An 18,164-nucleotide genomic window follows, 5' to 3' on the forward strand; every position below is an offset into this window, starting at 1 on the left:
TGATGATTTCAGAAGGTTATATTGGATGCCTGTGCCACAGTGGTCATATCTTTATCCCCACGTCCTGAGAGGTTCACCAGCAGCAGCTTATCCTTGCCAAGCGAGGGGGCGAGCTGGGCGGCATAGGCCAGCGCATGGCTGGATTCCAGAGCCGGTATGATACCTTCGTAATGGCACAGTGAATGGAACGCCTCCAGTGCCTGGTCGTCGGTAATGGCGATATATTCAGCACGATTGCTGTCCTTGAGCCAGGCGTGTTCGGGGCCGACGCCAGGATAATCCAGCCCGGCTGAAATAGAGTGGGTCTCGACAATCTGACCGTTCTCATCCTGGATCAGATAGGTGCGATTTCCGTGCAATACGCCGGATCTTCCCATCGTCAGGGAGGCGGCATGCTGCCCACTCTCAATTCCGCGTCCCGCCGCTTCCACGCCTACCATCCTTACATTACTTTCTATATAGGGATAAAAAAGGCCAATAGCATTTGACCCACCGCCCACACAGGCAATCAATGCATCCGGTTGCCGCCCATATTCCTCCTGCATCTGCACGATTGCTTCCCGTCCGATAATCGCCTGGAAGTCGCGTACCATCATCGGATAGGGATGGGGTCCCGCTACTGTGCCAATAATATAGAACGTATCTTCGACGTTGGTTACCCAGTCGCGCATAGCTTCATTCAAGGCGTCTTTCAGTGTTCGCGAACCTGATTCAACCGGAATTACCGTTGCTCCCAGGAGCTTCATCCGATAAACGTTGGCGGCTTGGCGTTCCACGTCGACGGAGCCCATGTAAACGACACATTCCATGCCATAGCGCGCGGCGACTGTAGCGCTGGCTACGCCGTGCTGGCCCGCGCCGGTCTCGGCGATCACACGCGATTTCCCCATGCGCCTGGCCAGGAGTGCCTGCCCGATAGCATTGTTGATCTTGTGCGCCCCGGTATGATTCAGGTCTTCACGCTTCAGCAGAATCTGCGCACCCCCCAAATGTGCCGACCATCTTCTGGCATGATAGATGGGGCTGGGACGTCCGACATAGTGCTTTAACTCGTAAGCAAATTCCGCCTGAAAATCGGCGTCACTGCGATAGTGCTCGTACTGAACGCGTAAATCTTCCAGTGCTGCAATAAGTGTTTCCGCGACAAAAATACCGCCATATGGGCCAAAGTGCCCATGGCGATCGGGAAGATCATAAACTTTCACTGGTTCGAACTCCTCGCATGAAAGCGGCAATTTTTTCCACGTCCTTGATACCTTTGGCGCTTTCCACGCCGCTTGATACATCTACCGCCCAAGGCTGTGCCTGCTGGATCGCATTGGTAATATTGCCCGGGTGCAGTCCTCCCGAAAGAATCAGGGGCAGCGGTAATTCTTTAGGAATCAGATTCCAGTCAAACGCGTGGCCTGTGCCGCCCGGCTCGCCTTCAACATAGGTATCCAGCAACAATCCGCTGGCCCCGGTATATTGGGTGGCGTATTGTAGCAAATCTACGCTCGCCCTGACTCGCATCGCCTTTATATAAGGCCGCAAAAATTGCCGGCAAAATCCGGGGTCTTCATTACCATGAAATTGCAGCAAATTGAGGCCGGCTACAGAAAACGTTTTTTCCACCCAATCCGGATCAGGATCGACATAGACACCCACCGCGGTAATGAATGGCGGTAGCGCGGCAATAATTTCCTGCGCTTTTGCCGGCGTCACATAACGCGCACTTTTCTTCCAGAATACAAGCCCGATGGCGTTTGCGCCCAAACGCACTGCTGCCAGCGCATCCTCCACACGCGTTATACCGCAAATTTTTACTCTGATAGACATACTTGCAATTTCTTCTTTCCCTTTTTCTTAATTTTGTTCGCGCCCCTTTGGCTTATCCGCGATCGAGACGGCTAGCGGGGCCTGCTCGTCCTCGGCAATACGGCGGCAAGCGGTGGCTCGACAAAAGAGGGTAACTTCCATTTGGAATCATAAGTGATACCCGCCAAATATAATCCTGCAGCGGAAAAAGTCGGCGCCGCATCACTACGCTTACCGCTTTCAAGCAGTTCGCCTATCCATTCAGGTGGATATTTGCGTTTTCCCACATATATCAGGCAACCGATGATATTGCGCACCATGTGATGCAAAAACGCATTTGCGCGCAGTTCGAACGCGATGGTGTCTCCCAGCCGGATAATTTCCAGCTTCGTCAGATTGCGTACGGGAGATTTTGCCTGGCACTCGGCAGCCCTGAAAGCGCTGAAATCGTGCTCTCCCAGCAGCATCTGTGCGGCAGCTTGCATGGGTTCAATGTCAAGAGCCTGATGAAACCACCCGATATTGCCCTGGTAAAGCCCCGGGCGCGCAGGATGATTCAATAGCAAATAGAGGTAGCAGCGCTCGATGGCGCAGTAGCGCGCATGGAAATCATCCGCAATCTCGGATGCCCATAGTATCGCAATGCTATCCGGTAGCAACGCATTAGCCCCTCGAACCCAGGCTCCCATGGGCCGCTCAGCCTGAGTATCGAAATGCACTACCTGATACGCGGCGTGAACGCCGGCGTCAGTTCGCCCAGCGGTTACTACTCGAACATTCTTGCATGCAATTCTGGATAACGCAGCCTCCACCGCATCCTGCACCGAGCCACCTGACCGTTGGCTTTGCCAGCCACAAAAACTACTGCCATCGTACTCCAGCACCAATGCAATTCTCACAGCACCGACGCCTGCACGCCTATCTTTATCGTAGCACCCACATACCCCTTGAGCAGAGATTCATTAAGCAAATGTTGCGCAAGAAACAGAAGAATTCAACATATGATAAAAAGCGCCGTCCGATGTCATCCAGTTTGCTTATGCGATATCCTGAAACCACGGCTGGAGATTTGCCAACAGCAATCTTGGCTCTCCCGGTGCCAAGCATCCCCTTCTCGCATCACTTCCTGAAGAACCTGAATTGCAAAATCCTTGTGACCGCATGATCCCGCCCATGTTGTTGCTGATGTACGTGCTCTCATTCCCGCTTTCTTCACCTTTTGAAAGCTTTAAAATCTGACGAGGAAGCGCTTGAACTGGAGTGGCATCTACCTCAACAGCGGATTCAATCCTCCCACTGACCGTTTGCTTCAGTACCTCGGTCGCCCCTTCTATATCCGCAAACCTCCGCCGGTACCAATCCGCCAACTGTGCTTTCACTTCCCGATTGGCTTCCGCTGGGGTTATCGCACCGACTTCATCATTATCCGGTATTCTTAAAATAGGCCCTGTCTTGAGCTGATTCATATTATTGCCGAAGAAAGCATCGCGATTTGCGCGATGCAACGCGACAAGCATCTGATTCAAGCTCGCCCCAGCGGGAAGAACGATATTTTTCGCTATCCTGACTAAAGTATCGCCGTGTTTTACCGGACCATAGGCAGTATGAGTCTTGCTGGCGGAATCGGGCTCATTCTGTATTGGCAACTTCTCATCCTGTTTGACTGACGCATCTGATTTACCAATCACCGATTCAACGGGCAGATGCGTATCATTTTCGGATGAGCTGGGCAGCACGGTATATTCGCGCAACAATCGTCCCGATGACCAATTCAGCTCAACCAGCATATTAAGAAACGGTTCGGCAATCGGTTGCAGGGAAATAATTTTGACGTAAGGCTGCCCATCGGAACGGGTTTCAATACTCGTTTTAAATGTCGATAGGACAGATGAATAATCGATGTTGGCCTGGCGAAACGTTTCTTGTGAGGCAAGACGCACCATCAAAGAAGATTTCTCTTCTTTTTTTACCGAAACCAGTTCAATTTCTGCTTTAAAGGGGTGTCCCTGAGCCGAACTGACGGTCAGCCTGCCCAAGCCAACTGCATATCCCGCCACCGGCAACAAAATTGTAAATAAAAACAAACATGCTTTAGAAGTAAACTTCCGCACAGCCGTACACTCTCAAGGAGGACATATGGATTAATCTCACAGGGGCCGGCATTAACATTTGGCTGAAATTTTGTCTATTGCTGGTCTACTACTAACCCTCCCGCCAAGTTATACCCGAACCTCGTTTATAGGTAAGAAAACAAGTATTGCTGCGAAACGTATAAGCAACAACCCGCCGAGCGAATACGGCGAACCAGGATTGTTGAGATGACGTTCTATCGGAAAAACAAGGAAACCGTTTAAAGATGGAATTGATACAAACCCCATTTTGCACGACTCACATAAATCCAATTTTTCTGTGTGATGCAGTGATGCAGAAATCGGCTCCGCCGACTTCAGGCTTCAACCAAAATTCTCAACATTCTACGCAAAGGTTCCGCCGCTCCCCACAACAATTGATCTCCCACAGTGAATGCTGAAAGATACTCCCCTCCCATCGCGAGCTTGCGCAGCCTCCCCACTGGAATCGTCAGCCTTCCGGTAACCGCAGCCGGTGTCAACTCTTGCAACGTGCTCTCGCGCTCGTTCGGAATAACCCGTACCCAACTGTTGGATGCAGCAAGAATATCCTCTATCTCATCCAGTGGAACGTCCTTCCTGAGCTTGATGGTCAGTGCCTGGCTATGACATCTCATTGCACCGACGCGAACACAAATGCCATCGACAGGTATCACCTGATCATTCCGGCCCAGGATCTTGTTCGTCTCGGACTGGCCTTTCCATTCTTCTCTGGTTTGTCCGTTGCCCAGATCCTTATCTATCCAGGGAATGAGGCTGCCTGCCAGCGGCACACCGAAATTCGCGGTTGGAAAATTTCCATTGCGCAACGTACCCGCAACCTCCCGGTCAATGTCAAGTATGCCCGCAGCCGGGTCATCCAGCAAATTTTTCGCCACACGATGCGCTTCACCCATCTGCAGCAATAATTCCCGCATGTTCTGGGCGCCCGCACCAGACGCAGCCTGATAAGTCATCGCGCTCATCCATTCCACCAGGTCTTCTTCGAACAATGCGCCCACAGCCATCAGCATCAAGCTAACGGTGCAATTGCCACCGATGTAATTTTTGACATCGTCGTGCAACGCTTGTTCGATAACCGGCAGATTGACGGGGTCGAGTATGATGATTGCGTCGTCTACCATGCGCAATGTGGAGGCCGCATCGATCCAATAACCCTGCCAGCCCGCTTCACGCAGTTTTGGGAAGATCGCGCTGGTGTAATCTCCGCCCTGGCAGGAAACAAGGATGTCCATCGACTTAAGCTGGTCTATATCATGCGCATCCTCAAGCAACGGCGTTTCCTGGCCGATATCCGGACCTCTGCCGCCTTTCTGGGAGGTGGAAAAGAAAGTCGGCTCCACCAATGCAAAATCATTTTCTTCCCGCATCCGCTGCACGAGCACCGACCCTACCATGCCCCGCCACCCAATAAACCCAACTCGTTTCATCGATCGCCTCTCTCCAGGAAACTAAACCTGGTCTTTTTCAACCATTTACCTATATGTTTGCCAGGACCGCATCGCCCATTGCCGCTGTACCAACCTTTTTCGTTCCCGTCTCGTAGATATCTTCAGTACGATACCCTTGAGCCAGGACTTTCTTTACCGCATTCTCGATGCGGGAGGCTTCAGCTTCCTTGTCGAACGTATAGCGCAACATCATCGCCACTGACAATATCGTCGCCAGGGGATTAGCTACGTCTTTGCCGGCAATGTCGGGAGCGGAACCATGTATTGGCTCATAAAGGCCCTTGTTTCGGTCGTCCAGCGAGGCCGATGGCAGCATGCCGATCGAACCGGTCAGCATGGAAGCTTCATCCGACAGGATATCGCCGAACATGTTGCCCGTCACCATCACATCGAACTGCCGAGGATTGCGCACCAACTGCATAGCGGCATTATCCACCAGCATGTGCGAGAGTTCCACATCCGGATAATCTTTCGCTGTCTCGATCACCACATCACGCCACAGTTGAGTGCATTCGAGCACATTCATCTTGTCCACCGAGCAAAGCCTGCGATTACGCTTACGCGCCGCCTGGAAAGCCACCCGGGCAATTCTGCGAATCTCGGTTTCGCTGTAGATCATGGTATTGTAACCAACACGTTGGCCGTCGCGACATTCAATGCCCCGCGGCTCGCCAAAATAGATGTCCCCCGTCAGTTCACGCACGATGAGAATATCCAGGCCAGCCACCACTTCGGGTTTTAGCGTCGAAGCATTGGCAAGCTCAGGATAAAGTACCGCCGGCCGCAGATTGGCAAACAGATTCAGCGCTTTTCGAATGCTGAGCAAACCCCGTTCCGGCCGCAGGTGACGCGGCAGCGTGTCAAATCGTGGACCCCCTACGGCGCCCAGGATAACGGCATCCGCACCGGCCACAAGATTGCGCGTCGCTTCCGGAAATGGCTCACCAACCGCTTCTACGGCACAACCACCCAGCAAGCCCGGCTCCAGCTCAAACTTTAACCCGTCGCTTCTTAATGCTTCCAGCACTCGCACAGCCTGGGCGACAATTTCCGGGCCGATACCGTCTCCGGCCAGGATTGCAATTTTCATAAAATCCTTGGTTTTAAACCGGAAGAAAAATCATGTAAACAACCAGGGCTGCGCAGCCCGATGCTTCTCTTCAAAGGCCTTGATCTTATCCATATGTTGCAAAGTCAGGCCAATTTCATCCAGGCCGTTCAATAAAGTATGTTTACGGAAGGGATCGATATCGAAAGAGAAAGACTTACCGCTGGGCGTCGTTACCGATTGATCCTGCAAGTCGACCAGCAACCGATAGCCCGCAGTGGCCTCCACCTCCGTGAATAACTGATCCACGTCAGCCACATCCAGCACAATGGGAAGCAGGCCGATCTTGAAACAGTTGTTGAAAAAAATATCAGCGAAACTGGGCGCGATGACTACCTGAAAGCCATAATCCTGAAGCGCCCAAGGCGCGTGTTCGCGGCTCGAACCACAGCCGAAATTTGAGCGCGCAAGCAGTATTTGCGCACCCTGGTAACGCGCCAGATTGAGTATGAAATCCGGGTTGGGCTTGCGCCGGGCGGCATCCATGCCCGGTTCGCCGTGATCCAGATAACGCCACTCGTCAAACAGGTTCTGCCCGAAACCAGACCGTTTGATGGATTTCAGAAATTGCTTGGGAATGATGGCGTCGGTATCGACATTAGCGCGATCAAGCGGCGCCATCAATCCGTCGCAGAAATCAAATTTTTTCACTATCTGATTTTATCTAATACTTATTTTATTTTGCCTGTTTTTCCAACGCTTCCCCGCCGCTCTGAACATCCTTGCCCAGGCCTTGCATGGTATGACAGGCGGACAAACCAAAAACAGCGATCAAGGAAACCATTACCGTTAGCATTCTCATTACAAACCCCTTTTTATAGTAAAAAAACAGAACTCACTTTTGTTGCCTTCAAATTTTAATATATTTCCCGTACATCCACAAAATGTCCCGCTACCGCTGCCGCCGCGGCCATCCCCGGGCTTACGAGATGAGTGCGTCCCCCCGGCCCCTGCCTGCCTTCGAAGTTACGGTTGGAAGTAGAAGCACAGCGTTCCCCCGATTCCAGTCGGTCATCATTCATCGCCAGACACATAGAGCAGCCCGGCTCACGCCATTCAAATCCTGCCTCGCGAAATATCTTGTCGAGTCCCTCCTGCTCCGCCTGATGTTTGACTAGACCGGAACCCGGCACAACCATCGCAAGCTTGATGTTCGAGGCAATATGCCTGCCTTTGACTACTTTCGCGGCGATCCGCAAGTCTTCTATGCGCGCGTTAGTACAGGAACCAATGAAAATCTTGTCCGGGCGAATTTCACTGATCGGGGTGTTAGGAGCAAGCCCCATATACTTCAAAGCGCGCTCCATGTCATGGCGCTTCACGATATCGGTAATTTGCGACGGATCAGGCACCTTTCCGTCGATTGCCGCCACCATTTCGGGAGACGTTCCCCAGGTTATCTGGGGTTTGATCTGTGCCGCATCCAGCGATATCGTCTTGTCGAAGCTTGCACCCTCGTCGCTTTTCAGCGTGCGCCAGTAAACTACCGCTTTGTCCCACAGATCACCTTTTGGTGCAAAAGGGCGTCCCCTGAGATAGTCGACAGTAGTATCGTCCACCCCTACCATGCCTGCCCGCGCGCCCGCCTCGATGGCCATGTTACAAAGCGTCATCCTTGCCTCCATGGAAAGCTCGCGTATGGCGCTGCCGGCGAATTCAATGGCATAGCCAGTGCCGCCCGCTGTACCGATCTCACCAATAAGGGCGAGTGCGATATCCTTGGCGGTGATGCCATGACCAAGGTGGCCCTCGATCGCTACCCGCATCGTTTTTGCTTTTTTCAAAAGCAGACACTGTGTCGCGAGCACATGCTCCACCTCCGAAGTGCCGATACCAAAAGCAAGACAGGCAAACGCACCATGCGTACTGGTATGCGAATCACCGCATACTACTGTCATGCCGGGCAACGTGGCGCCCTGCTCCGGGCCTATTACGTGAACAATACCCTGGCGCAGATCATTCATCCTGAATTCGGTGATGCCCAGTTCCTCGCAATTCTGGTCAAGGGTCTCTACCTGGAGACGCGATATCGGGTCGCTGATGCCGTAGTCACGCCGGGTGGTGGGCACGTTATGATCGGCTACAGCCAGGATCGAATCCAGCCGCCACGGCTTGCGTCCAGCCAGCTTCAACCCTTCGAATGCCTGGGGGCTGGTGACTTCGTGCACAAGGTGGCGGTCAATATAGAGCAGCGTCATGCCATCCGGTTTATTGGATTCCTCATGTACCACATGGCTTTGCCAGAGTTTGTCGTATAACGTATGCATTTCTCAGAATTCGAATTTAATCGAACCTCGATTCCGATGGAATTTGAAATTATCCCATAACGGGACCGCAAGAAACAGTGACATGAGCGTAGCACCTCGTTTTCCGTTACCGCTCAATGTCCATCTTCCACATCACCAATGTTAACCCAAGCAAAACAGCAACCGCGCTCACGGTAAATGTAAGGCCCGGCCCGAGCGATTCCCAGGCATAGCCGCTGAATATCCCGCCAATAGTGCCGCCGATACCGAATGTAAGGCTGGTGTAGAGCGCCTGTCCCTTGCCCTGATGACGCCCGCGAAAGAATCGGTGCACCAACATCATGGCCGTAGCGTGATGAGCACCGTAGGTCGCAGCGTGAAGTAGTTGCGCCAATAATATGATGACCGGCCAGTCCACTCCCCAACCGATCATCAAAAAACGCACTATCGCGCAGCTCAGGCTGAAAACCATGATCTGCTTGAGGCGGAAACGATGCATCAACTGGGGCATCAGGAAAAAAATGCCTATTTCACAAATTACGCCGATAGCCCATAGCCAACCGACCATGCTCTTGCTATAACCGTGCTCTACGAGATAAATAGAATAGAAAGTGTAATAGGGACCGTGGGCAAGCGCCATTAACAAACAGGCAGCGAAAAACGCCAGCACTTCCGGACGCTTGAATATTTGCCGAATGGACTGACTATCGGCAGCATGGACCACTATCTCGCCCTCTGGAATCTGGCGCGAAAAGATGACGATGCCCAGTTTGAATCCAAGCACAGCCCACAACAGCGAGGCAATATCGGTTGAATCAAGCAGATAGCCGACGCTTGTCACCGCGAAAATAAATCCTATTGAACCCCATACTCGAATACGCCCGTATTTTGCGGTGCTCTCACCAAGATAAGAAAGCGTGGTTGCCTCAATCAAAGGCAAAGATGCGCTCCAGAAGAAACTCATCAGGGCCATGGTTACGAATAGCCATGTAAACGATTGGCCAAAAAAAACCGCGCAATAACTTATCAATCCGATAATTGCGGCGGATCGTACAATCAGCAACCGCTTGCCGGTGTAATCGGCAAGCCACCCCCAGGCGGCCGGAGCAAAAATACGTGTCACATGCAACAGGGACATGAGCACGCCAATCTGAAAGGCCCCGAACGAAAGGGACTTCAGATAGAGGCTCCAGTAAGGAGCAAAAGCGCCGATGAAAGCGAAATGGAAGAAATAAAAGCCGGAAAGGCGCCAGTAAGGGATCGGTTGCATCTGGCAGAGTTTAACAGCCTATAACGGGCAACATACTACACGCCAGGACCCAGGTGATCTGGTAACTATGAGAATTTTTACCCATATATAATGGCGTTCGAATTTATTAATGATGGAACTGAAGTAGCTGAAGATGAAGCATTTGGAGCTATATCAGGTTTTTATAGCAGCAGGGTATCTCCACCAGACACAGCGAGACAGTGAATAACCATTTAATTGCGCATTCAACTGCAGGGAAGGCTGATTCCACGGATAAATTGGGCATTGAGGTTACCTCAGAGGTCGCCTATGAGCTCGACCTTGACCGGTCGCATCCCACGAAATACGCGGTGTCGGTGCGTGCGTTGTGCGAATTTACTGCTAAACAAGGTGACCTCGACCTGCGCTTTACCCCCGCACCTTCAGCGCAGGAGGGCATCGCCGGGCATGGGATAGTCACATCGCGACGACCACCGCATTATCAGACAGAAGTGAGCCTGTCCGGTGGATTCCGGCATCTACTCGTTCGAGGACGGGCCGACGGTTTTGACCCGGCTCAGAACCAGCTTGAAGAAATCAAAACTTTCCGGGGTGACCTCAGCACCATGCCCGACAATCATCGGCAGTTGCACTGGGCACAGGTCAAAATTTACGGATGGCTGCTCTGCCAGAAGCTGGGCTTTTCAAGCATTCGCCTGGCGCTGGTGTACTTTGATATCATCAGCAGGAAAGAAACGCTGTTGAGTGAAACATACGATGCCGGTTCACTCAAGCAGTACTTCGAAGACAAATGCGGCTGCTTTCTCGGTTGGGCTGAGCAGGAACTGGCTCACCGCGCCTCACGTGACCGGGCGTTGACATCCCTGCGCTTTCCGCATTCATCCTTTCGACAGGGCCAGCGCCAATTGGCTGAGGCTGTGTACAAAGCAACCCTTCATGGCCGTTGCCTCATTGCCCAGGCGCCGACCGGCATAGGCAAGACAATCGGAACGATATTCCCCCTTCTGAAAGCCTGCCCGGAACAGAACCTGGACAAAGTTTTTTACCTGACCGCTAAAACGTCCGGCCGCCAACTTGCGCTCGATGCACTCACGCTCATAAAAAATAACGAGCAGGCGTTACCGCTGAGGACGCTCGAACTCATCGCACGGGAGAAGGCATGCGAACATCCCGACAAGGCATGTCACGGGGAATCATGCCCGCTTGCCAGCGGGTTTTACGACCGCCTGCCACAAGCACGAAATGCCGCTTTGGCAACCGGCACTGAGGGCATGGCCGTGCTGGACAGGAGTGCGCTGCGTGCCATTGCCCGCGAGCACCAGGTTTGTCCTTATTATCTCAGCCAGGATCTGATCCATTGGTGCGACGTGATCGTGGGCGACTATAATCACTACTTCGACCTGAGCGCCATGCTGTACGGCTTAGCGACTACCAACCAGTGGCGTATCACCGTATTGGTGGACGAAGCGCATAACCTGCTCGAGCGCGCCCGCAAGATGTATACGGCAGAGCTGGATCAGGCCAGCTTCAGAATCGCGCGGCGCTTCGCACCGTTAGCACTCAAGAAGGTCCTGGATAGGCTCAATCGCTGCTGGAATGAATTGCACAAGAATCAGGTACACGATTATCAGGTCCACGCTGCCTTGCCGGATAAATTCATAACCGCATTGGAGCAGGCCATTACCACGATCACGGATTATCTGGCTGAAAACCCAACAGGCATTGATGGGGAAGGAAAACTGCAACGCTTCTACTTCGATGCGTTGCACTTCTCTCGGGTAAGTGAGCTATTTGACGGGCACTCGTTATTCGATATCACAAAGGATGTCACAAAGGTAGCGAGGATTACAGGGAATCGTGAAAAAAGCGTTTCAAGAAATACTCGGGCTAACGGACTGCTCTGTCTCAGGAACATCATCCCGGCGGTTTTTTTGGCACAGCGGTTTGCAGCCGCACAGTCCACCGCGTTATTCTCCGCCACGTTGACCCCACGGCATTTCTATAGCGACACACTGGGCTTGCCTGAAAACGCTGCGTGGATCGACGTGCAGTCGCCCTTCACCGCCGAGCAGCTCACGGTTCAGATCGTCAGCGACATTTCTACCCGCTATCAACATCGCGACGATTCCGTTTCGCCTATCGTTGATTTGATATCCAGGCAATACAAGACAAAACCCGGCAACTATCTGGCATTCTTCAGCAGCTTCGAGTATTTGCAAAAGATAGCTCTCTCATTAAAAACAAGGTATCCTGACATCCCCGTCTGGGAGCAAACGCGCAGGATGGAAGAAGCTGAACAGGATCAATTTCTCGCACGTTTCACCCTTACGGGGCAAGGTATAGGATTTGCCGTACTGGGCGGGTCTTTTGCCGAAGGCATCGATCTCCCCGGCAAGCGCCTCACAGGTGCCTTTATCGCTACACTGGGCCTACCGCAGGTCAATCCGGTCAACGAGCAGATAAAGCAGCGCATGAGTGCAATCTTTGGCGCCGGCCAAGATTATACTTACCTCTTTCCAGGTATACAGAAGGTGGTGCAAGCTGCGGGACGTGTGATTCGCACCCACCTGGATCAAGGCATCATTTACCTTATTGACGACAGGTTTACACGGCCTGATGTTCTTCGTCTATTACCGGATTGGTGGAAAGTCGAGCAATATAAAACAAAAAGAGGCAAGATAAACTTGCCTCTTTGACTTCAACTCAAAGGATCAAGCCGCGCGACCTATCCGGCCGCATTCGGCTTTGCATCTTATTTATGCGTATAGTCACCATCGGTCTCGTTTTTTACGTGATCAGTGCCGCTCGGCGCCACAGGTATTATTCTTTCGTTGTTTTTATGGGCTGACGTGGTGTAATCCTTGGTGGATTTTGTGTCCGCGTAGCTTGTGTCAGTGTATGATTTTGTTCCGTAGTAGGAGTTAATTGTATTCTGCCAGCTCGGATCCGCCATATCGGGCCAGTTGTCCTTATCGAATCCGGGAGCGGAGTCTAGGCGTTTCTTATCCACATTGAGTATGAAGCGCTTGTTCTCCGTATCCAGCTTCAGCGCACTCCAGGGCACAGCAAAAAGCTTGTCGCCCATACCCAGAAACCCGCCAAAGGACAGTACCGCGTAAGCGATTTTGCCATTGTTCATATCCAGCATGATTTCCTTGATGTCGCCGAGGTCCTCGTCTTTCTGATTGTAAACGTCCTCTCCAATGAGCGTGTCGGCACCCATCAAGCGGGGTCCGGGACCCTCGTTTCCGCTATAGCTTTTGTCATAGCTTTTGTACATGCCGTAGGTATCACGATCTTCATAACTCATGGTTATCTCCTGAAAAGTGGTTTAATTTCAAGGTTCCGGTTTCATTTTGCTTCTTACTGAGAACTTCCCTGATTTCATCCCTGGCCGCTTCGGTTAGCTTCAAAAGCGACTCAGACGGGTACAGGATGCTTGAACTCCTAAAACAGGTCAGTGCGGTAACGTACAAAGACAATCTTTTCTGGCACATCCATAAATATTCATCAGCTGCGATCAGTGCTTCCGCCAGCGATCGCCCCTCTATGTCTGGCAGCGCACAGAATGCATACGGGTGTTTATAGAAAATGCACAGCAGAGTTAACAAGAACCGATGAGAATTTGTATGGGCAGCAAATTTTTATGAAAAATTCGCGAACGCTATCCTTCATAAACAAACGATAAGGGAATAGCACATCGGTTTTTTTGTTGTAGCGGTTTTCAAACCATGCCGATAATGACTTCAAAAAGACGAGATAGCCCATGCTCGGAACTTTTAGCCAATACAAAAGACACACCAGCTCTTCGTTCTCGCTCACGCGTCGCGGGCGGTATAACGCGACGCACAATCAGACCTTGAGGATTGCCGGAATGCTTACCATAAATGAACCGATCCAGTCCCTGCCTGACTTTAGCGCATTTATTTTAACGGCGTTCTATGGGTTTAGTTCGCACTCATCCAGGTTCCCTGGCATTTCTCCGCGTATCCGGTTTACTGATGTTGGAGCGGGCACATGATCACGCCTGAGCATAGGAATCGAATCTCGACCCCCACCTCCATGCCCAGTCCGGCTCCGGTAATAGCAGGGGACGTGCTTCTGGGCCTTACACGTATGCCTAAGAGCCTGCCGCCTAAGCTGCTCTACGATGCCGAGGGCTCAGCCCTATTCGAAAAAATTACCTGTTTGCCTGAGTATTACCCCACGCGAACGGAAGCCTCCATATTGATGACCCATGCCGACGACATATGCGGCCGGCTCGGCCCGGACGTCTCCGTCAGCGAACTCGGCGCAGGGACCGCGACCAAAACGCGTATTTTGTTGCGTTCACTGTTACGACAGCAATGCAGCGTGAATTACTTTCCACTCGATGTATCCGACGCAGCCCTGCAGTTGGCCAAAGATGAAGTGGAAAGAGAAATGGGCGCAGTGAATGTGCATCCCCAAATTGGAGATTTCGAAGACCTCGGGTTTCTGAAACTACAGCCCTCGCCGCGTCTGGTCTTGTATATCGGCTCGAGTATCGGCAATCTGGAACATGGCGAAGCCATTGCGCTGCTCCGAAATGTAGCACAGCACTTATCAAGCGGGGATCAGCTACTGCTTGGGGTAGATCTCGTCAAGGACGCGAATGTCATGCACGCGGCGTATAATGACAGCGCTGGAATAACTGCTTCGTTCAACAAGAATCTTCTCGTGAGAATCAACCGCGAACTTGGCGGTCAATTCGAACCGGATTCTTTTAACCATGTGTCTTTTTGGAACCACAAGGCGTCCCGCATGGAATTGCACCTGGAAAGCATGCGCCCCCAATCAGTCAGAGTCGACGCGCTGGATACCACGTTGCAGTTCTACCAAGGGGAGCGCATCCACACGGAAAACAGCTATAAATATACGGTTGAGCGCCTGAAAGACCTGCTCCAGCGCGGCGGCTTCGAGGTGGAACATACCTGGACGGACCCCCATTGCTGGTTCGCGGTGAGCTTGGGCATGATAATATAAGCGTCGTTTTTTTGGCTGGTTCCGGCTAGCGCTGTAATAGCGCTCCCACCATAGCGACCGCGACCGGCAAAATCAGCGTAATAAACCACCGATGAACTTCATGATGACACCCAGTAAAACGGGGCAGCTAAATGGTGCGCCCAATCAAGGCCAGCATTAACCATGACCATGAGAGAAATCGATGTTTGAGTGGGTGACCAGTCCGGAATCCTGGGTAGCATTGTTGACTTTAACGGCGCTGGAAATTGTGTTAGGCATCGACAACATTATTTTCATTTCGATTCTTGTCGGTCGTCTTCCAGAAGCTCAGCGTAATCTCGCAAGAAGAATGGGGCTCGGCCTGGCCATGCTTACCCGCCTTGGTTTACTGTTCTCCATTACCTGGGTAATGGGTTTGACCGAACCGTGGTTTACCGTATTCGGCAATTCAGTGTCCGGCCGGGATGTAGTGCTGATCGGGGGCGGGATGTTCCTGCTGTTCAAAGCAACCCATGAAATTCATAACAGCCTCGAGGGTGCGGGGGATAATGCCAAAAATATCGCCGTTACCAGTATGGGCATGGTACTGATACAGATTGCTATCCTGGACATCGTATTTTCGCTGGACTCAGTCATAACCGCTGTCGGGCTGGTGGAACATATCACGTTGATGGCCATTGCCATCATTATGGCAGTGCTGGTAATGTTGATGGCGGCGAAGCCCATCGGTGATTTTGTGGAGGATCACCCAACCATCAAGATTCTTGCTCTTTCGTTCCTGATACTCGTAGGAATGACGCTCATCGTCGAAGGTTTCGATGTCCATATCCCTAAGGGCTATATTTATTTTGCGATGGCATTTTCGGTCGGCGTGGAATTTCTTAACCTTCGAATGCGTAAAAAAACTGCGGAGACGGTCAAATTGCATAGGCAGATAAATAACATCGAGTGATTGCCGAGGCTGGTATGTAAGTGCCCACGTATCGTCTGGTCCTTATATTTTGAGTGTTTCCGTTACGCCATCCGTTGATGTAATAATTGACCTGGTCCGAATTATGTTGAACCCAGCTAATCATTCCCTTCAGCGCGCCCCGTTCAAGCTCGCTGCTTGACCGCATATTAAACCCCTTCCGGTGATGCTCGATTGGCAGAATGGCCAACCGTTTTCTTCCCGCTTCGGCGACGTCTATTTCTCAAGAAATTCCGGTATGGCGGAAAAACGCCATGTTTTCCTGGAAGGCAACGGCCTGGCTGAGCGTCTTGCATCATTGTCAAGCGGAGATGGATTTGCCGTCGGCGAGATGGGGTTCGGCACGGGATTGAGCTTTTTATGTACATGGAAGCTATTTGATGAAGTTGTCCCATTCCCCTCCAGATGTAGCCTGGATTTTTTTAGCGTCGAAAAATATCCACTTACGGAACCGGAGCTGAGCGCCGCGCTGGCGCAATGGCCAGCGTTGCAAGACTATGCCAAAGAACTCATCAAACGCTGGAAGCGCCGCGTACCTGGCTGGAACCGATGGAGCTTCGGCGAAGGCCGGTTACGCCTCACGCTGGTAGTAGACGATGTGGCCAGGGCACTGCCTGAAATTTGCGGCGGTATCGATGCATGGTTTCTGGATGGCTTTTCACCTGCCTGTAATCCCGAAATGTGGACTCAGCAGGTGTTCGAAGGTATCGTGCAGGCCTCCCGGCCGGGCGCGACGTTTGCCACCTATACCTGCGCCGGTCATGTACGGCGCGGTTTGGAGCAAGCCGGGTTCCAGGTAAGCAAATCGCCCGGTTTCGGGCTAAAACGTGAAATGCTGCAGGGCCGCCTTCCTGGGTCACCCCCTGCTCGATCCATTCCGGCAACAGCCGTCGTCATCGGCGGAGGTATGGCCGGTTGTGCCGCTGCTTCAGCGCTGGCGATGCGCGGTGTCTCCGTCAAGCTGATCGAGCGATCGCCTGCGCTGGCCACAGGGGCATCGGGCAACCCCAGCGGCATACTGCACACCCGTCTGGCCGCAGGCATGAGTTCACTGCAACGCTTTGTTCTGGCATCCTATGGACACGCTCTTGCCCTGCTCGATGAAAAGCTGCCCATAGATGGCATCGTCCGGGCCGAATGCGGAGAGCTGCAACTGGCATTTTCAGCGGAAGAAGCGAAACGTATCGACAAACTTGCGGCACTCGATTGGCCGCCACATGTATTGCGGCGCGTAGATGCGGCTGAAGCATCCGTGCTGGCAGGCATGGAAGTGGCATATGGGGGCTTGTGGTTTCCAGCCGGAGGCTGGCTGGTTCCGCCGCGGATGTGCGCGGCATTGGCGTCAAGTCCAGCCATTGCGCAGTTTACCTGCCATCGTGTCGAATCATTGACAGCAGTTGATGCTGGCTGGCGTGTCGAGGGGAAAAACCAGCGTGAACAGGCCTGGAGCTATGAGGCTCAGCTAGTGGTTGTTTGCACTGGATATGAGGTAAAATCGTTTGTCCCGTTGGCAAGCTTGCCGCTGACGCCGGTACGGGGGCAAATCACTGCGTTGCCCGCAACATCCCATAGCCGTAATCTGCGAACCATCGTTTGCACCAGCGGCTATCTTCTCCCCTCAATTGGCGGCGTACATATGATGGGTGCGACGCATAGCTTTAATGATGAAGCAGTTGATTTGCGCATAGCGGACCATGCTAAAAATTTATCTCGACTGGCAGAAATATCCGCAGTATTAGGCAGATCGATGAATATGGATTCGTTGGATATTGCGCAACTGGACGGCCGTGCATCGGTAAGAGCATCTCTCCCCGGCGCAATGCCGCTGGTGGGAAAACTATTGCCTGGGCTATATACCAGCCTGGGCCATGGGACGCGCGGCTTGATAAGCGCGGGACTTTCCGCCGAATTGATCGCGTCGGCGTCATGTGAACAATTGCTACCCCTGCCATTGGCTGTGGTTAATGCGCTTGCTCCTGTCGGGAAGCGTGCAGGAGAGACTTCAAGTTATATGGACAGCCCAACGATCGGGATACGCTCATCCGAACCTGAATAATCTATCTTGGGCTTGCGTCATGCGATAGCGTGAGGTGTACTTTGGTCCAATGGGCAACGCATCTTAAAACCCGTAGAATAAGCATATCTCTCCCGCACAGCTTCACTTGCTCGGCACTTGGACAGTTCGTCTGCCTTATACAGAAACCAGGACCTGATCCTAGTCATTCCGCCCG

At 52.4% G+C, this 18,164-nt stretch carries 15 protein-coding genes; 4 read left to right on the forward strand and 11 right to left on the reverse strand.

Annotation, left to right across the window (positions count from 1 at the left end; genetic code table 11):
- Positions 1-8: 8 nt before the first annotated feature.
- From trpB to BUA28_RS00240, 10 genes are all read right to left on the reverse strand, one after another.
- Entirely contained in the window at positions 9-1,205 is a 1,197-nt protein-coding gene (gene trpB, locus BUA28_RS00195; protein ID WP_072766148.1) for a tryptophan synthase subunit beta, read from the reverse strand.
- A complete protein-coding gene (locus tag BUA28_RS00200; RefSeq protein ID WP_072766149.1) occupies positions 1,192-1,818 on the reverse strand; it encodes a phosphoribosylanthranilate isomerase in 627 nt (208 codons plus the stop codon). The genes trpB and BUA28_RS00200 overlap by 14 nt, the downstream gene beginning before the upstream one ends.
- 71 nt (positions 1,819-1,889) lie before the next feature.
- Entirely contained in the window at positions 1,890-2,696 is an 807-nt protein-coding gene (gene truA / locus BUA28_RS00205; protein WP_072766150.1) for a tRNA pseudouridine(38-40) synthase TruA, read from the reverse strand.
- Positions 2,697-2,834: 138 nt separating this feature from the next.
- Complete coding sequence (locus BUA28_RS00210) at positions 2,835-3,908, reverse strand: type IV pilus assembly protein FimV (RefSeq protein WP_143148398.1); 1,074 nt, start codon at positions 3,906-3,908, stop codon at positions 2,835-2,837.
- A gap of 335 nt (positions 3,909-4,243) precedes the next feature.
- On the reverse strand, positions 4,244-5,356 hold the full coding sequence (asd, locus tag BUA28_RS00215) for an aspartate-semialdehyde dehydrogenase (RefSeq protein ID WP_072766152.1): 1,113 nt from the start codon (positions 5,354-5,356) through the stop codon (positions 4,244-4,246).
- Positions 5,357-5,405: 49 nt separating this feature from the next.
- Positions 5,406-6,467: a 3-isopropylmalate dehydrogenase gene (leuB, locus tag BUA28_RS00220; protein WP_072766153.1), complete on the reverse strand. Its 1,062-nt coding sequence runs from the start codon at positions 6,465-6,467 to the stop codon at positions 5,406-5,408.
- Positions 6,468-6,497: 30 nt separating this feature from the next.
- On the reverse strand, positions 6,498-7,136 hold the full coding sequence (gene leuD, locus BUA28_RS00225; RefSeq protein WP_072766154.1) for a 3-isopropylmalate dehydratase small subunit: 639 nt from the start codon (positions 7,134-7,136) through the stop codon (positions 6,498-6,500).
- 25 nt (positions 7,137-7,161) lie between these two features.
- Positions 7,162-7,287 (reverse strand): entericidin A/B family lipoprotein, encoded by a 126-nt coding sequence (locus BUA28_RS00230; RefSeq protein WP_072766155.1) that lies wholly within the window; start codon positions 7,285-7,287, stop codon positions 7,162-7,164.
- Between the two features lie 55 nt (positions 7,288-7,342).
- Entirely contained in the window at positions 7,343-8,752 is a 1,410-nt protein-coding gene (leuC, locus tag BUA28_RS00235; RefSeq protein ID WP_072766156.1) for a 3-isopropylmalate dehydratase large subunit, read from the reverse strand.
- A 106-nt stretch (positions 8,753-8,858) separates the two neighbouring features.
- Entirely contained in the window at positions 8,859-10,001 is a 1,143-nt protein-coding gene (locus BUA28_RS00240; protein ID WP_072766157.1) for an MFS transporter, read from the reverse strand.
- Positions 10,002-10,201: 200 nt separating this feature from the next.
- Here BUA28_RS00240 and BUA28_RS00245 point away from each other — a divergent pair, with 200 nt between their 5' ends.
- Positions 10,202-12,676 carry an ATP-dependent DNA helicase gene (locus BUA28_RS00245; RefSeq protein ID WP_256598182.1) on the forward strand — a complete coding sequence of 825 codons (2,475 nt, stop codon included), beginning with the start codon at positions 10,202-10,204 and terminating at the stop codon, positions 12,674-12,676.
- 56 nt (positions 12,677-12,732) lie between these two features.
- Here BUA28_RS00245 and BUA28_RS00250 read toward each other — a convergent pair whose 3' ends face one another.
- Positions 12,733-13,290 (reverse strand): PRC-barrel domain-containing protein, encoded by a 558-nt coding sequence (locus tag BUA28_RS00250; protein WP_072766158.1) that lies wholly within the window; start codon positions 13,288-13,290, stop codon positions 12,733-12,735.
- Between the two features lie 707 nt (positions 13,291-13,997).
- Here BUA28_RS00250 and egtD point away from each other — a divergent pair.
- The 3 genes from egtD (at position 13,998) to mnmC (ending at position 17,989) form a co-directional block, all read left to right on the forward strand.
- The gene (gene egtD, locus BUA28_RS00260) at positions 13,998-14,984 is read left to right on the forward strand and encodes an L-histidine N(alpha)-methyltransferase (protein ID WP_218587206.1); all 987 of its coding nucleotides are present in this window, start codon (positions 13,998-14,000) and stop codon (positions 14,982-14,984) included.
- Positions 14,985-15,165: 181 nt separating this feature from the next.
- A complete protein-coding gene (locus BUA28_RS00265; protein WP_072766161.1) occupies positions 15,166-15,915 on the forward strand; it encodes a TerC family protein in 750 nt (249 codons plus the stop codon).
- 184 nt (positions 15,916-16,099) lie between these two features.
- Positions 16,100-17,989, forward strand: a complete 1,890-nt coding sequence (gene mnmC / locus BUA28_RS00270) for a bifunctional tRNA (5-methylaminomethyl-2-thiouridine)(34)-methyltransferase MnmC2/FAD-dependent 5-carboxymethylaminomethyl-2-thiouridine(34) oxidoreductase MnmC1 (RefSeq protein WP_083569808.1) — start codon at positions 16,100-16,102, stop codon at positions 17,987-17,989.
- The last annotated feature ends 175 nt before the right edge of the window (positions 17,990-18,164 follow it).

This window comes from Nitrosospira sp. Nsp11, assembly GCF_900142705.1.
Taxonomy (GTDB): Bacteria; Pseudomonadota; Gammaproteobacteria; order Burkholderiales; family Nitrosomonadaceae; genus Nitrosospira.

Excerpts from the sequence above, each read along its gene's own strand:
- BUA28_RS00200 (WP_072766149.1), bottom strand. The coding sequence starts at position 1,818 with ATGTCTATCAGAGTAAAAATTTGCGGTATAACGCGTGTGGAGGATGCG.
- asd (WP_072766152.1), bottom strand. The coding sequence starts at position 5,356 with ATGAAACGAGTTGGGTTTATTGGGTGGCGGGGCATGGTAGGGTCGGTG.
- leuB (WP_072766153.1), bottom strand. The coding sequence starts at position 6,467 with ATGAAAATTGCAATCCTGGCCGGAGACGGTATCGGCCCGGAAATTGTC.
- BUA28_RS00230 (WP_072766155.1), bottom strand. The coding sequence starts at position 7,287 with ATGAGAATGCTAACGGTAATGGTTTCCTTGATCGCTGTTTTTGGTTTG.
- leuC (WP_072766156.1), bottom strand. The coding sequence starts at position 8,752 with ATGCATACGTTATACGACAAACTCTGGCAAAGCCATGTGGTACATGAG.
- BUA28_RS00240 (WP_072766157.1), bottom strand. The coding sequence starts at position 10,001 with ATGCAACCGATCCCTTACTGGCGCCTTTCCGGCTTTTATTTCTTCCAT.
- BUA28_RS00250 (WP_072766158.1), bottom strand. The coding sequence starts at position 13,290 with ATGAGTTATGAAGATCGTGATACCTACGGCATGTACAAAAGCTATGAC.
- egtD (WP_218587206.1), top strand. The coding sequence starts at position 13,998 with ATGATCACGCCTGAGCATAGGAATCGAATCTCGACCCCCACCTCCATG.
- BUA28_RS00265 (WP_072766161.1), top strand. The coding sequence starts at position 15,166 with ATGTTTGAGTGGGTGACCAGTCCGGAATCCTGGGTAGCATTGTTGACT.
- mnmC (WP_083569808.1), top strand. The coding sequence starts at position 16,100 with ATGCTCGATTGGCAGAATGGCCAACCGTTTTCTTCCCGCTTCGGCGAC.